Annotated in this window: 10 protein-coding genes and 1 pseudogene; 4 read left to right on the top strand and 7 right to left on the bottom strand. The window is 70.5% G+C overall.

All coding sequences use genetic code 11. The features are described 5' to 3' along the window. Positions 1–44: 44 nt before the first annotated feature. Positions 45–182 (bottom strand): annotated as a pseudogene (locus tag KUM44_RS45840) (metallophosphoesterase); the annotation flags it as partial. Positions 183–458: 276 nt separating this feature from the next. Here KUM44_RS45840 and KUM44_RS45835 point away from each other — a divergent pair. Continuing rightward, complete coding sequence (locus KUM44_RS45835) at positions 459–845, top strand: hypothetical protein (protein ID WP_254390264.1); 387 nt, start codon at positions 459–461, stop codon at positions 843–845. Between the two features lie 298 nt (positions 846–1,143). Here the strand turns inward: KUM44_RS45835 and KUM44_RS29270 are convergent, their stop codons facing one another. Then, a complete protein-coding gene (locus KUM44_RS29270) occupies positions 1,144–2,046 on the bottom strand; it encodes a hypothetical protein (RefSeq protein ID WP_217212677.1) in 903 nt (300 codons plus the stop codon). Continuing rightward, complete coding sequence (locus tag KUM44_RS29265; protein ID WP_217212675.1) at positions 2,043–2,450, bottom strand: hypothetical protein; 408 nt, start codon at positions 2,448–2,450, stop codon at positions 2,043–2,045. The genes KUM44_RS29270 and KUM44_RS29265 overlap by 4 nt, the downstream gene beginning before the upstream one ends. A gap of 73 nt (positions 2,451–2,523) precedes the next feature. Here KUM44_RS29265 and KUM44_RS47300 point away from each other — a divergent pair, with 73 nt between their 5' ends. After that, positions 2,524–5,322 (top strand): CHAT domain-containing protein, encoded by a 2,799-nt coding sequence (locus KUM44_RS47300; RefSeq protein WP_217212673.1) that lies wholly within the window; start codon positions 2,524–2,526, stop codon positions 5,320–5,322. Between the two features lie 10 nt (positions 5,323–5,332). Here the strand turns inward: KUM44_RS47300 and KUM44_RS29255 are convergent, their stop codons facing one another. The 3 genes from KUM44_RS29255 to KUM44_RS29245 form a co-directional block, all read right to left on the bottom strand. Then, positions 5,333–6,445 carry a tetratricopeptide repeat protein gene (locus KUM44_RS29255; protein WP_217212670.1) on the bottom strand — a complete coding sequence of 371 codons (1,113 nt, stop codon included), beginning with the start codon at positions 6,443–6,445 and terminating at the stop codon, positions 5,333–5,335. Positions 6,446–6,721: 276 nt separating this feature from the next. Continuing rightward, positions 6,722–7,117 carry a MazG-like family protein gene (locus KUM44_RS29250; protein ID WP_254390263.1) on the bottom strand — a complete coding sequence of 132 codons (396 nt, stop codon included), beginning with the start codon at positions 7,115–7,117 and terminating at the stop codon, positions 6,722–6,724. Between the two features lie 51 nt (positions 7,118–7,168). Continuing rightward, a complete protein-coding gene (locus KUM44_RS29245; protein WP_308402759.1) occupies positions 7,169–9,052 on the bottom strand; it encodes an ATP-binding cassette domain-containing protein in 1,884 nt (627 codons plus the stop codon). A gap of 548 nt (positions 9,053–9,600) precedes the next feature. Here KUM44_RS29245 and KUM44_RS29240 point away from each other — a divergent pair. Then, complete coding sequence (locus KUM44_RS29240; protein WP_217212668.1) at positions 9,601–11,427, top strand: gamma-glutamyltransferase family protein; 1,827 nt, start codon at positions 9,601–9,603, stop codon at positions 11,425–11,427. 170 nt (positions 11,428–11,597) lie between these two features. Beyond that, positions 11,598–12,443, top strand: coding sequence for an inositol monophosphatase family protein (locus KUM44_RS29235; protein ID WP_217212666.1), 846 nt, complete (start codon positions 11,598–11,600; stop codon positions 12,441–12,443). Here the strand turns inward: KUM44_RS29235 and KUM44_RS29230 are convergent. Next, on the bottom strand, positions 12,379–12,981 hold the full coding sequence (locus tag KUM44_RS29230; protein ID WP_217212664.1) for a hypothetical protein: 603 nt from the start codon (positions 12,979–12,981) through the stop codon (positions 12,379–12,381). The genes KUM44_RS29235 and KUM44_RS29230 overlap by 65 nt on opposite strands. Positions 12,982–13,054 lie beyond the last annotated feature (73 nt).

Raw genomic sequence — 13,054 nt, 5'->3', positions numbered from 1 at the left:
GGCCGTGCTCCGGGGCTCGGCGATGCTCGCCGGTGGGCCCGGTCTCATGCTTGGCCCGACACGAGTTCCACCATTGTCACATCCGAAGGCGCCCCCACCCGGGTCGGCGGGCCCCACGCGCCCGCGCCTCGGGACGGATACAGGTGCGTGTCGCCGTACCGTTCCAGCCCCGCCACCGCAGGGTAGAACCGGGCGATGAACGCCCTCGCCAGACAGCCGGTGAGCGTCCTTCGCCGAGCGCACCGGTCTTGATGTCCCACCATGAGCTGTCGCGACGGCGCGCCGTCGACCGGCTGCACCGGGTCCTGAGGGCCATGACTCCCACGCTCACCGCGGCGCCCTCGGCTTCGGAGGCCCAAGAACGGCTGACCGGTGTCAGGGCAGGTCAGAGCGCAGCCAGCTGTTTCAGAAGGTTGGTACTGTCCGCATCCAACGGAGAAACGGGGGGGGAGATGATCATGGAGTCGGCGCCGTCGAGTCCTCCGAGCCGCAGGTTCGGAGGAACTGGCCTTGCCGTCCTCTTCGGTGGGCTGACCGCGGTGGTGTCCGTTGCTGCGGTGGGGAGGGCATGGGCTGCTTGTGACATCGGCGCCAACGCAGCAGCCAACAGCATGACCTTGCTGTTCCTTGCGCCTCTCATATGGATCGCCGCCGCGGTTCCGTGGGTGATCCTGCACAAGACCCTCGGAAGACGGCATCGCAGGACAGCCCTGATTACAGGACTCATCTTCACGCTGTGGTTCACCTGGTTCCTCGTCACCTGGCTCGGCATTCCGGAGTCCTACCCAGCCCCGTTGTGCCCGGGCAACGTCCCGCCCTGGTGGCCCAGCTTCATCCCGACATGACTGGGCTGGGGCGGGACTGCTGATGGGCGCACCGCTGGGCCGTGACCGCGACAGCGAGAAGCGGGCGCCGCGCTCGACACGCCCGCCGCACAGCCGAGTTCCCCTGCCCAGGCCACGCCCGCCGCACACGGGCCGGGAAGGTACACGTCTTCAAGCCAGGCACGTCCTACCCCTGCAAGGTCCACACGGCCGACGGCCCGGACGGCGGTGTCCTGGTCGCGGGATACAGCGCGACACGCACGCCGGGGGCCTGCCCGGCTCCTCAACCGCTACTGCCGCACGATCGCCGCGTCAGCGGTCAAAACCCCTTGCGCAACAAGTGGGTGACCGCCTGTCCGTCAGCCGTGGTGAAGGTGCCGTTCGGGGTATGCCCGAGTGCGGTGCCGAGGGCGCCCACGTGCAGATCGACCACCGCTTCCACCAGATCGGCGAGTACACAGACCGTGCCGCGGCCCTGTCGCCAGCCCACCACACACAGGCCCAGGCCGATGATCGCCGCGGGCCACCAGATCAGGCCCACCAGCACGTACAGCACACCCCATCCCACCCGTCGGGCAGCGCCGGCGAAGTCGCTCTGTGCCAGGACAAGCGGACCACGCGCCTCCTCGGGCAGCAGCAGCCACAGCCGGGGCCAGGCACTGGCCAGGTCCAGGTCGTAGCAGGCCTGCACCCGTACCGCCGCGGCGAGCATACGGTCGCCGATCCACGTCGGCCGGGCCGGCTCGGTCAGCGCAATCCGGTCGCAGGCGCGAGCCAACGCCTGGATGTCCGGAAGCGGTCCGGTCTGCGGGTCGGGGGAGCGCAGCCGCCGCGCCTTGTCCCGGAGTGCGGTCTCGTACGTGTCCATGGCGGCGTCCCACCGTCGCCTCCGACGCCGGGTCAACGCCCCGCCGAGCCTGCCCCAGTCCTGGGTCCACACCACGACGACCAGCCGCTCCAGGCTCCGCGCGGTCTCCGTCGCGACGACGCTGGACAGCACGACACCCAGCGCGACCAGCAGCACAGAGCCGTTGTCCCGGGTCAGTGGCCCGGTGGCGAACCGGTTCAGTTCCTGCCCCAGCAGCTCCATGTCCGACCAGTGGCTGTGGCCGAGCCGCACCGCCATCACACCCACGGCCACGAACACGACGCCGGGCAGCACCAGTCCGGCGAGCCACCGCTCTGCCAGCTTGCCGCCGAGCGAGGTGATCAGGGTGTTCATCGGTCCATCCGAAACCGGGGCAACGGGCATTCCCACACCGCGCAGACCGGCGACGCACCGGTGCCCGGTCGCGGTATCTCCACCCGGTCGCACAGGCCGCCGGGACAGACGTGAACCACCTCCGGGCGCCGGCCCTGGAGGCCGGGCAGCGGAAGGTAACGGGGCCCTCGGGAGGTCGTGTCGCCGCCGACCAGCCCTCTGGCACGCATCAGTTCGGTCACCTCGGCGAGCACGGCGTCCACGTCCTCGTCAGGCAGCGTCCGGTCTCGCAGCCTCGCCAGGACCTGTGCGGGGTCCGGCCCCAGCAGGTCGCTCACCTGAGCGATGTCCGCGCAGATGCGGGACAGCCGATTCGCCCGATCGCTGTCGAGTCGCCTGTCCGGCACTGGGCTCGATTGGCTCATTGCGAGATGACCTCCCCCGGGGCCAGGACGTGGCTGGCAGTCTGAGCAAGAGTAGTAGCGGGGAGGAGTGTCGGTGAATCACTATTCGGGGGACCCCGTCACCCACTGGCGTCACGCCGTGGCCGGATATCCGCCCGGTGACGGGCGACGGGCCGTGGTTCAGGCCGAGTTGGGAGCCGCGCTGCTGGGCAGGTACCGCGCGGTCCAGGCGCAGGAGGACCTGGTCGAGGCCATTGCCGTGCTGGAAACCGCGATCCGCGCCATGGCCGGCACCTCGCTGGCCAGGGAACTGAACACTGCGGACGGCGTGCAGGCCGTGCTCGCATTCGCCGACGCGCTGATGGCCAGGGCCCGAGTGGGCGGTGATCCGCATGACCTCGACATCGCCGAGCAGTACCTGCGGTTCGCGGAAGACGTCTCCACCGACCACGCGCGCGACGCGCTGCTGATGCTGAAGACCTGCCAGGTGTACCAGGTCAGACACGAGTTCGACGGTTCGGTGGACACGCTCTACGGGGCCATGTCCTACGCCGGTATGGCCGAGCGCTGGATCAGTGAGGAACACCGGGCCGTTCTGCACGGTGTCCATGCGGAGGCCCTGCTACGCGCCTACCGGCTCACCGGTGTCGAGGACTATGTCGACGAGGCGATGGAGCTGTTGTCCTCGGTGACCACCACGGGCCCCAACCAGGAGCAGATCGTCGTACTGATGGCGAACTGCCTGCTGGCCAGAGCACAGGGAACCACCCACACCGACGACGTCGAACGGGCCGTCGCGCTGCTGCGGCGGCACACCCCGCTGACCAACGGGCCGCGTTTCATGACCGGTCAGGCCTTGCTCGTCCTGTTCGAGCGTACCGGGCGGGGCGAGTTGCTCGAACAGGCTTGGCAGTCCTTCCTCTCCGTGCTGGACACAGTGCCGGAGCAGCATCCGGAGCATCGGAGGGCGCTCGTCAACCTGTCCACGGTGGCCGTGAAGACCCACCAGCTGACCGGTGAGATCGCTCCCCTGGAACTGGCGATCGGATTGCAGCGCAGGGGCCTTGCGCTCTCCGTGCGAACCGAGACCGAACATGCCCTCTACCTGGACCAATTGGGCTACAGCCTGCGCAAGCTCTACGAGGCCACGCAGGAGCCCGCCTACCTGGAGGAGGCGATCACTCTGTTCCGGTCGGCGAACGACGCCCTGCCTCATCGTGACCCCCAGCGCGTCGCCACCGGACTGTCCCTCGCCCAGGCGTTGCGTGCGACCTACGTGCGCACCGGTGACCCAGCCTGCCTCACCGAGGCCGCGGAGCGAGCTCTCGCCGCGGGACGCACCGAGTCGGGCCCGGTGCCGACTCGGATCCAGGTCTTCGACAAGGCGGCGCATTCGCTGGCCGCACTGGGCCAGTGGGCTGCCGCGACGGACGCCTTCGACGAAGCCATCGCGCTGCTGCCGCGGCTGGCTTCTCGGGGACGCACCCGCCACGACCAGTACGCCGACCTCGGCTCGGCGGCCGGGCTGGCCGCGTCTGCCGCGTCCTGTGCGGTGAACGCCGGGCAGCCGGAGCGAGCGCTGGAGCTACTGGAGCGGGGCCGGGGCCTGTTGCTGAACCAGCGGCTGACGCCAGGTGGTGAGCTGGCCGCACTCCAGCGCGCCGACCAAGGCCTGGCGGTCGAATTCCAGCGGATGCGCCGGGACTTCGAAGCACCCACACCGGACCGGCCCAGAGCCACCACCTTCGGCCGGGACCGGGAAACCGAATGGAACGTCCTGCTCGACACGATCCGTGCTCTGCCCGGCCTGAGCGACTTCCTGAGCCCGCCCAGCGCACGTCGGCTGCTCGACCAGTTGAGCGAGACCGTGGTGATCCCGATCCCGAGCGAGATGCGCTGTGACGCACTCATCCTGCGCAACCACCGCGCGGAGGTGCTGCCACTCCCCGAACTGTCACTGACCGACGCGATGGCGAACCTGCGGCTGCTGGAGGAGGCCACCACCACGTCGCACGACCCCACGGCGGACGCCCGGAGCCGAATGCGAGCCCAGACCGTGCTCACGGAAGTACTGGACTGGTTGTGGCGCACCCTCGTGGGACCGGTTCTCGACCGGCTGGACGCTCACAGCGCAGCCGGTCAACTCCCACGCGTGTGGTGGTGTCCGGTCGGCCCTCTCGCCTTCTTCCCGCTGCACGCCGCCCAGGCCGACACCGGAGAATCCACCCTCGACCGGGTGGTCTCCTCCTACACCCCGACCGTGACCGCGCTTGCCCGGATGCGCAACGGGACGCGGGTGACCCGGTCCGACGGCCGGTCCTGCGTCGTGGCGATGCGACACACTCCTGGCGGGCCGGGCGCCCTGCCCGCCGCCGAGCGCGAGGCGGCCCTGGCGGCGCGAGCACTGCCCCAGGCATGGACCGGGCTGGACGAGACGGCCACCCGGCGGCAGATCCTGGAGCGGCTGGCCGGATCGAACTACGCGCACTTCGCGTGCCACGCGGTCGCCGACCCGCTGGACCCGGCGCAAGGGAGGCTGCTCACCCACGACCACCAGGACACCCCTCTCACCGTGGCCGACGTATCCGAACTCGATCTGGTCGCCGAGCTCGCGTTCCTGTCGGCCTGCGCGACCTCCCAAGCCCCGCTGACCCTGGTCGACGAGTCACTGCACATCACCGGTGCCTTCCAGCTCGCCGGATTCCGGCACGTCATCGGCACCCTGTGGGAGATCGACGACGCGATCTCCCTCGAACTGGCCACCGCCTTCTACGAGCGCGGCAATCCGGGTGACGCGGCGGCGTACGCGCTGCACTCGGCCGTGCGTGGCCTTCGGGACCGCTATCCCCTGGTACCGACGCTGTGGGCTGCCCACATCCACAGCGGCGGGTGACCGCGGACCGTCAACGGTTACGCCGGACCACGGTGCGGGCCCTCTCGGTTCTGGGATGACCCGGGCCATGCACGCGCTCGCACCCCGCCAGTGCGGCTCGTGCCTCCTGACCTGCCCGGGGGGCACCCGCCTCGGTCAGCAGCTCGGCGAACAGGATGCGCATGTCCAGCGTCGAGGGGTGATCGACGCCCCTGCCCCGTTCGCTGTCCGGCAGAGTGGCCGCCAGCAGCTGGGTCGCCTCGTCACTCCTGCCGACTCCTGCCAGTGCTCGGGCCAGGGAGTGCCGGGCATGCAGGCTCACCTCGTCGGTGTCGCCGACCGCGCGTCCCGCGTCCTCTGCCAGCGCCTGGGCGGCGTCGACCGCCGCAGCCGCCCGGCCCGAGTCGAGGAGGATGACCAGAAGGTTGCTGCGGGCTTGGAGCGCCAGGGGACTGACGGGACCCAGCGTCCTGCTCATCCGCTTGATCACGGCCCGCATGGCCCGCTCGGCCTGGTCGCTCCTGCCCAGCATGTGCTGGACTCCCGCCAGCTTCATCTGGCTGGACAAAGTGTGTGTGTCGTCCTTGCCCAGTGTCCGTGTCAGACCATCGGCGACCTGCCGCAAGATCGGCTCGGCCTCACCGCTGCGACCCAGCTCTGTCAACAACCAGCCCAGGTTGTCGCCGCTGAGTAACGTCTCTGCGTCGGATTCCCCCAGCACGCGGCGACGCGCCTCGTAGACCCCTCGCTGAACACGCTCCGCTTCGGCGAGTGAGCCACGCTGCCAGAGTGCGAAGGCCAGACTGTGCTTGCTGCGCAGGGTGTTGGGATGCTCTGGCCCCAGCGTCGCACTGCGCAGCGCGACGATCTCCTGGTAGACGGCCACGGCATCGTCGACATTGTTCTCCCGCATCAGCTCCTGCGCATAGCGGGATCTCACCTCCAACGTCCGTTCGTCGGTCGCGCCGTACTGCTCCACGTAGGCCGAGTACTGCATCCCGACGGCGATCGTGCCGCCCACCTTCTTGGTGGCGACCGTGCGCCCGCCCTGTGTGATCGTGATTTCGAGGGTCGGCCCGGCCGGCGGCGACTGCCGTGCCGGCTCGCCATCGTGCTTGCGGTGACGCTTGAACCACCTGCCCAATGCACCCACCCCCGCCCCGCATCGGCAACCTGACGGCCCGCCACAAGTGAGACTACTCACCGAGACAGAGCCTCGCGCCTGCTCGATGCAGGAGGCAAGGCGATTCAAGCCACCAACCTCGTCCTCGGGCCGGACGAGGAGTTCTACGGGGCGAGGAGCCGTCGCATCAGGATCGGGTGTGCGTGGCGGGCGGCGGACAGTGCGTCTGGTGCGCAGTCGATCCCGGTCGGTCGATATCTCGAGAAGTGTCGACCATGACGTTCCTTTCGGGCCGCGTCAGGTGAGTTCGGACGCGGTCGGCGCATCGTCCGGTTGGGGTGACTGCGCGCGCATGGCGTTGCCGGTGGCCGGCCTTCCGGAGTCGTCGAGATCGCGGTCTGCGATGCGCTGCATGTGCCGTGCGAAGACGGTCTCGGCGTCGGGGTTCATGCGGATGAGCGCGACCATGCCGGTGACGATGACGTCGCAGATCTCGGATTCGACGTCCTGCCAGGTGTGGGAGTGGCCCTTGCGCGGGTTCTGCCCCGTCACCCCGATAACGGCTTCGGCGACCTCTCCGGCTTCCTCCTGGATCTTGAGCAGTTGAAGGAGAATCCGCTGCTCACGGGGGAGCGTGGAGTGATCTTCGAGGAGGCCCGCGAGGCGGGCGATGGTCTTCCAGCTGTCTGTCATGTGCGTCCAGATTCTGTTGTCGTGTCGTGTCGTGTCGTGGGGCGGGACGGGTCAGCGGTCCTTGGCCAGGGCGACGAGTTCGGCGAACTGGCCCCCGGCGCTGACCAGGTTCTCGTACGTGCCTTCTTCGACGACTCTGCCCCTGTCCATCACGAGGATGCGGTCGGCGAGCCGGGTGTTCTCCAACTGGTGGGTGACGACGATCGTCATGCGCTGCGGGGCCAGGCGCTTGATCTGAGTGAAGATCGCGTGCTCGCCGCGGGCGTCCATCTGCGAGGTGGGTTCGTCCAGGATCATGAGCGGCGTGCGGCGGTACAGCGCGCGCCCGCACACGAGCCGCTGCCACTGGCCTCCCGACAACTCGGCCCCACCCCACAGCTCTCGGGCGAGCAGGGTGTCGAGTTGCCGGGGCAGCTTCTCGATCTCCTCGCGCATGCCGACGGCGTCGATGGCGTCCCAGACGAGCTCGTCGTCGTGCGTCAGGGGCTGGCCCAAGGTGATGTTCTCGCGAGCCCGCAGCGGCCAGCACGCGAAGTTCTGCGGCACGAGCGAGGTGCGCCTCCACACGGCGTCGGGGTCCGCATCGGCGAGGTCGACGCCGTCCCACAGGACACGTCCCTTGTCGGCGAGCACGATCCCGGTGATGAGCCTGGTGAGGGTCGACTTGCCGGAGCCGTTCGCGCCGACGACGGCCAGGATCTCGCCGCGGCGCAGGGTGAGGGAAACCCCCGCGACGGCCGGGTCCTCCTTGCCGGGGTAGTGGTAGACGGCCTCCTCGATCCGGATCTCGTCGATGCGCTCGGGAATGGTCAACTCCCCTCGCTTCGGGGCGCGTTCATGTGCCATGCCGAGAAATGCCCGCATATCGGCGAGGTAGAGCGACGTGTGGAACAGGGCGGCGCCATTGATGACGACCTGGGACAGCGCGGCCAGGGCGGTCTGGACGGCGACCACAGCGGTGGCCGCGACGGGCAGGGCGATGCGTCCGGTGATGGCCAGCCAGGCGAGGGTGGCCCAGGTGCACATCAGGAAGAAGCCGCCCAGGGCGCTGGTGGACAACTGGATACGCAGCATCTGCGGCGCCGCTTCGAGGGTGCGGCGGTCGATGCGGTCGGACAGGGCCCGGTACCAGTAAATCTGGTAGCCGGTCATGCCGTTGGCGCGGATCTCGTCGCCGAAGCGGGAGTGGGTGGTCCACGACCGCATCATGGCGCGCACGTTGCGGTCACCGAGGTTGAGGAAGTGCGTCCGGTAGTCCACGCGGGCAGAGAGCACGGCCCCGACGCCGGCGGGCAGCACCGCCAGGAGAAGCACCGGCAGCATCAGCGGGTGCAGAGCGGTGATGACCCCGCTCGCGGCGATCATGCGGATCATGGCGGACATGAACCGCTGCGCGTCCTGCACCATCAGCCGGGTTCTGGTGACGCCGATCTCTGCGGCCTCCTGCTGGTCGGCGAACCCGTCCTGCCCGTACGCGGACGACTCCACCCGCAGCACGGCGGCGACGAGTGCGACGTCGGCATCGGTGGTCAGCACAGGAGTGATCCGTCCGTCCGCATAGGAGGACAGAAGGCCGCAGATTCGGCCGACGCCCGCGGCCAACGTCACCACGACCAGGGCAGGCACGGCGCCGTGCAGACGTTCGGACACCGTGCCGGGGTCGAGGATGTGCGTCATCGCACGGGCGGTGCAGGCGAGGACGACGGCGGCCGCGATACCGGTGAGCGCCTGGCACACGAGGAGCAGTACAGACCCCGCCCGGTCGACGGCCCACGCTTTGCGCGCGGTGTGGGCGAGCACGGCGGGAAGGCGTCGGCACATGGCCCCGAAACTGGCGCCTTCCAGCGGGTTCTTGCCGAACTTGCCCTCGAACGTGATGGCCGCCGGGGGCGGAGGGGGAGGTGTCTCGGGGGTTGAAGTCGAGGCGTCGGTCACAGTCACCTGGTCCCTCCTTGGGGTGGTGCCGCACCTGGATGGCTCGGCGGTGCACGGCATAACGACGCGGATCAGGATTCGAACGCGCTCGATTCCGGACGCGCCGGGGCCCTTGAAATGCAAGGGGCCGAACGCGTGGCCGCCGTGCTGGGGCCGCTCTCGGGTGGCCGGGATTGGCCGAATCGCCGACGTTTGAAACGCCTGTGACGAATGAGGTTTCGCCAAGCGGCTGGGGGCGTCGGTCAGGTCGAACTGCTCCAGCAGCTCGGTGGCACGCAGCTTGGCCCGCTTGACGCCGAGGTGGAAGAGCCGGCCGAACATCTCCAGGTTCTGCCGGCCGGTCAGGCATTCGTCGCCGACCATCACTCTCGACCGCTACGCGCACTTCATGCCCGAGGCGGGGAAGAAGGGGCGCAGGGTGATCGATAGCCTGCCGGGGGAGTGAGCGGAGGAGAGCTCCGGCCCGGACTCCCCGGATTCTCCCCAAGTCCGATCCCGAGCGCAGTTCCGACCGGCCGACGCGCGTAAACAGCGAGGTGAGAGCCCACATGTTCACGACCCGCCCCACCCTCCAGGGCACCTTCGGCATGGTGTCCTCCACCCACTGGCTCGCCTCGCAGTCCGCGATGGCCGTGCTGGAACGCGGGGGCAACGCCTATGACGCCGCCGTGGCCGGCGCGTTCGTGCTGCATGTCGTCGAGCCGCATCTCAACGGACCGGCCGGTGAGGTACCGATCCTCATCGCCCCGGCGGGCGGCGAGGTGCGCGTGCTGTGCGGGCAGGGCGTGGCACCGGCCGGGGCGACCGTCGCGCACTACCGGGGGCTCGGGCTGGACCTCGTGCCCGGCACGGGACCGCTCGCCGCCGCCGTGCCCGGCGCGTTCGACGCCTGGATGCTGCTGCTGCGGGACCACGGCACGCAGACGCTCGCCGAAGTGCTCCAGTACGCCATCGGCTACGCCGAGGACGGGCACGCGCCCGTGGAGCGGGTCGGTGAGACCGTCGAGACCGTGCGGGAGCTGTTCGAGACGGAGTGGACCTCGTCGGCCGAGGTGTATCTGCCCGGCGGGAAGGCGCCCCGGCCCGGGGAACTGTTCCGCAACCCCGCCCTCGCCGCCACCTGGAAGCGGCTGCTCGACGAGGTCGCCGGTGCCGGGGGCCGGGTCGCGCAGATCGAGGCCGCGCGGGATGTGTGGCGCACCGGATTCATCGCCGAGGCCCTCGTGCGGCAGGCCCAGCGGCCCACTCTGGACACCAGCGGTGAGCGCCACTCCGGCACGCTCACGGCCGCCGACCTCGCCGGCTGGTCCGCCGCCTACGAGGCGCCGGCGACGTACGACTGGAACGGCTGGACCGTGTGCAAGGCCGGCCCCTGGAGCCAGGGCCCGGTCCTCCTCCAGCAACTCGCGCTGCTCCCGCCCGAGTTGCCCCGGTACGGGTCCGCCGAGTACGTCCATCTGCTGATCGAGGGCTGCAAGCTGGCCATGGCCGACCGGGAGGCCTGGTACGGCGACGCGGCCGAGGTACCGCTCGCCGAGCTGCTGTCGGACCGGTACAACGCGGCCCGGCGGGAACTGGTCGGCGAGAAGGCCTCCCACGAGCTGCGGCCCGGCAGCCCGGGCGGCCGCGTCCCGCGACTGTGCGCCCACGCGCGCGTGGTGGCCTGCGACGAACCCGGCTTCGACGTGATGGGCGTCGGCGAGCCGACGGTCGCCAAGAGCCCGACGTCACCGGTGCCGGACGAGCCCGACGTCTCCGCCGACGGCGGCACCCGTGGCGACACCTGCCACCTGGACATCGTCGACCGCTGGGGCAACATGATCGCGGCCACCCCGAGCGGCGGCTGGCTCCAGTCCAACCCCCTCGTGCCCGAACTGGGCTTCCCGCTCGGCACCCGGCTCCAGATGGCCTGGCTGGAGGAGGGCCTGCCGAACTCGCTGACGCCGGGACGGCGGCCCCGTACGACGCTCACGCCCTCGATCGCCCTGCGCGACGGCGTGCCCGTGATGGCCTTCGGCACGCCCGGCGGGGACCAGCAGGACCAGTGGCAGCTGCACTTCCTCCTCGCGGTCGCCCTGCGCGCCCCGGTCCGCGCGGGCCTCGACCTCCAGGGCGCCATCGACGCGCCGAACTGGCACAACGACAGCTTCCCCGGCTCCTTCTACCCCCGCGGGATGCGACCGGGCAGCGTCACCGTGGAGTCCCGTACGCCCGTCGAGGTGGTGGAGGAGCTGAGGCGGCGCGGGCACGAGGTGACCGTCGGCGACGCCTGGTCGGAGGGGCGGCTGTGCGCGGTCGCGAGGGACCCGGAGACCGGGGTGCTGTCGGCGGCGGCGAATCCCCGGGGGATGCAGGGGTACGCGGTCGGGCGCTGAGGGCAGGCCTTGGACCCCGACAGGACAGGCCTCGGCCCCGAAAGGACAGGCCTCGGACGCCGAGATCCGGTGTCTGACCTGCTGATATCCGCCCCTCATGTTCACGCCGACGCCATCCGCCGGCCATCCGGCGGGCGGGGATTGTCAGTGGGGCGTGCTCTCATGGAGGGGTGATCAAAGACAACGAAACCATCGACGAGTTTCTCGCCCAGCACGCGGCAGACGTGGAAGAAGCGGTCCGTAAGGCGGCCGCGGCCGAGATCATGCCCCGCTTCCGGCAGCTGGCCGACCACGAGGTCGACCAGAAGGCCGGACCGCACGACCTGGTGACCGACGCCGACCGGCTCGCCGAGAAATACCTCACCGAAGTGCTCGGCGCGCTGCTGCCCGGCTCGGTCGTGGTCGGCGAGGAGGCGGTGGACGCCGATCCGGCGTCGTACGAGGCGCTCCAGGGCGATGCCCCGGTCTGGATCGTCGACCCCGTCGACGGCACCCGCCAGTTCGTGCACGGCGACCCCGGCTTCTGCACGCTGGTCGCGCTCGCACAGCGCGGCGTCCTGCTCGCCTCCTGGACCTACGCCCCCGCCCGCGACCAAATGGCCACGGCCATACGGGGCGGGGGCGCCCACCTCGACGGCGTGCGGCTGCGTTCCGGCGCACCGGAGCCCGGCCGGGACCTGGACGTCGCCACCTCGCACCCGGACTACACGACCGACGCACAGAAGCGCGAGCTGCTGGGCCTGTGGACCGACGGGGTCAGGCCGCGCCCCTGCGGCTCGGCGGGGCTGGAGTATCTCGCCGTCGCCCGGGGCGAGTTGGACGCGACCGCGTTCAGCTGGGAGCTGGCCTGGGACCACGCCGCGGGCATCCTCCTGGTCGAGGAGGCGGGCGGCGCCCACCTGACCCGCGCCGGCGAGCCCTTCCGTATCACCGGCGGCAATGTCCTGCCGTTCACGACGGCCCGGGACGCGGCCACGGCTCGCCGGGTGCGGGAGCTGCTGTCGGGCGCAGCCTGATCTGGGGACGGCCCCCGCCGACGCGCAGGTCGACCACCTCGAACTCGGCGGGGGTGCCCTCCGCGGGCCACTCGCACTCCGCCCCCAGCAGCACCGAGGCGTCCACGAAGCCGGCGGCGGGCAGACCGACGTCGACGAAGACCCCCGTGACACCGGGGCCCCACGGCGAGCGGGCGAAGGTCCCGGTCAGGCGCGTCCCGACCGGCAGGGGACCGGTGTCATGGCGGACGTGGCACTGACGGAAGGACCGGGCACGGCCCCACGCCACATCGAACTCCCGAGCGTCGACCGACCGGGCGCCCGGCGGCTCCGCGACCGGTGCGCGCACCGGCACCCCGTACACGGTCTCGTACAGCCGCACACCCCACTCCCCGCACGCCTGCCGTGTTCGCGCCACCTCGACCGGCTCGGCTGCCACCACGGGCACGGAAGCAGGCCCCCGGAAGGTGATCTGCCGCAACACCTGACCGGCTCCCCCCAGCTCGAACCAGTGCCACAGCTCGTCCTCGGGCACAGGGAAGCGGAAGCGGCGCGTCACCCGGCGGACTTTACCCGCGCCCCTGCGCTGTCAGTGGCCCGGCATATCCTGATCCTTCAAGGCCATCGGCTGA

It is taken from the genome of Streptomyces sp. AC550_RSS872, from assembly GCF_019049285.1.
In the GTDB taxonomy this organism is placed as follows: Bacteria; Actinomycetota; Actinomycetes; order Streptomycetales; family Streptomycetaceae; genus Streptomyces.
This window is presented reverse-complemented; position numbering and strand designations above follow the sequence as displayed.